Genomic DNA, 2437 nt, shown 5'->3' on the forward strand with positions numbered 1-2437 from the left:
CTTAGTAGTGCGGTGAGGCCGCCGGGAACCGGTCGGTGGTCGCCGACTGCGGGTCATCTTGCCGGGGCAGCAGGTAGGCGCGAACCGCCGAACGTGGCCCGTAGGGCCGAAGTAGCTGGCTGGCCGGGCGAGTGCGTACTTGTTGCGGCCACCAGAACCAGCGCCCCAGCAGCGCGGCGACGGACGGCATCATGAATGAGCGCACGATCAGGGTGTCGAACAGCAGACCCAGGCCGATGGTGGTGCCGACCTGCCCGACGACTTTCAAATCGCTGAATATGAACGAGGCCATGGTGGCGGCGAAGACCAGGCCCGCAGACGTCACCACCGCACCGGTGCCGGCCATCGAGCGGATGATTCCGGTTTTCAAACCGGCACCGATTTCTTCTTTGAAACGGGACACCAGCAGCAGGTTGTAGTCGGATCCGACGGCCAGCATCAAGATGATGGACATCGCCAGCACCATCCAGTGCAGTTTGAAGCCGATGATGTCCTGCCACACCAGCACGGACAGTCCGAACGAGGCGCCCAACGAGATCAGCACCGTGCCCACGATGGTGACCGCGGCGACCAGGCTTCGGGTGATGATCAGCATGATGATCAAAATCAGGCTGGCCGCAGCTATTGCCGCGATCATCAGGTCGTATTTGGAGCCGTCGCGCATGTCCTTGTAGACCGCGGCGGTGCCGGCAAGGTAGATCTTGGCGCCCTCCAGCGGAGTTCCCTTGATGGCTTCCTTGGCTGCGTTCTTGATCGGCTCGACGTGCGAAATGCCTTCCGGGGTCGCGGGATCCCCTTCATGGGAGATGATGAAGCGGGCCGCGTGCCCGTCCGGCGACAGGAACATCTTCAGACCGCGCTTGAAGTCGGGGTTGTCGAAGACTTCCGGCGGGATGTAGAACGAGTCGTCGTTCTTGGCGGCGTCGAAGGCCTGGCCCATGGCGGTCGAGTTTTGGCTCATCACGTCCATCTGGTCATACAGCGACGACATCGAGCTGTGCATGGTCAGCATCATTTGCTTCATGGTCGTCATGGTGGCGATCATGGGCGGCATCTGCGCCAGCATCTGCGGCATCAAGGCGTCCAGCTGAGATATGTCGCCGGCAAGATAGGTGAATTTTTCGGTGATCTGATCCAGACCGTCGAGCGCGTCGAAGAGGGATCGCAGCGACCAGCAGCCCGGGATGTCGAAGCAGTGCTTTTCCCAGTAGAAGTAGCTGCGAATCGGCCGGAAGAAATCATCGAAGTTGGCGATGTTGTCGCGCAATGTGTTTGTGACATCCAACATTTCATGCGTGAGGCCGTCCATGTGGTGGGTGACCGCGGCCATCTGCGAGGTGATGTTGTACATGCGCTGCATGGTGTCGATGGACTGTTGCATCGCGTCGGCCTGCTTGAGCATGTCGTCCATGCGCTGGTGCATGTACTGCTGGTTTTCGACCTGCGTGGTGTTTTGCATGCTGATCTGGAACGGGATTGAGGTGTGCTCGATCGGCGTTCCCAGCGGCCGGGTGATCGCCTGGACGCGCGCGACACCCGGGATGTGGAAGACCCCCCTGGCGATCCGGTCCAACACCAGCATGCCCGCCGGGTTGCGCATGTCGTGATCGGTCTCGATCATCAACAATTCCGGATTCATCCGGGACGCGGGGAAATGCCGTTCGGCGGCGGCGTAGCCGATATTCGCGGGGACGCTCGGGGGTAAATACAGCCGGTTGTCGTAATTGGTTTGATAACCGGGTAGGGCGAGTAGACCGATGAGGGCGATCGCGACTGACACCGCGAGAATTGGCCCGGGCCAGCGCACGATCGCGGTGCCCACCCGTCGCCATCCCCGGGTCCGCATCTTGCGCTTAGGATCGAACAGCTTGAAGAAACTGCCGACGGTCAGGACCGCCGGACCCAAGGTCAGCGCGGCAGCAACGGCGACCAGCATCCCGACCGCACAAGGGATACCCATAGTCTGGAAATACGGAAGCCGGGTAAAGCTCAGGCAATACATCGCACCGGCAATAGTCAGGCCAGAGCCAAGGACGACGTGCGCGGTTCCGTGGAACATGGTGTAGAAGGCTTTTTCGCGGTCCTCGCCTAGGCCGCGCGCCTCTTGATATCGGCCGAGAATAAAGATCGCATAGTCTGTCCCAGCGGCGATGGCCAACAGCACCAAAATATTAACCGCGAAGGTCGACAATCCCATGATGTTGTTGTAGGCCAGGAAAGCGACAACCCCCCGAGCCGCCATCACCTCGATCACCACCATGAACAACGTGCTGAACACGGTGATAATCGAGCGGTATACCCACAGCAACATCACGATGATCACCACGAAGGTGATGATCGTGACCTTCTGGAGGCTCTTTTGTCCGGCCCAGTGCTGATCGGCGATCAACGCCCCAGCGCCGGTCACATAGGCCTTGACCCCCGACGGCGCAGGCAC

At 60.5% G+C, this 2437-nt stretch carries 1 protein-coding gene; it reads right to left on the reverse strand.

Features of this window, described 5'->3' with window-relative positions; all coding sequences use genetic code 11:
* Position 1: 1 nt before the first annotated feature.
* A partial coding sequence (locus FPZ47_RS27190) for an MMPL/RND family transporter (RefSeq protein WP_144957340.1) occupies positions 2–2437 on the reverse strand: 2436 nt, incomplete at its 5' end.

The organism is Mycobacterium helveticum, from assembly GCF_007714205.1.
GTDB classification, from domain to species: domain Bacteria; phylum Actinomycetota; class Actinomycetes; order Mycobacteriales; family Mycobacteriaceae; genus Mycobacterium; species Mycobacterium helveticum.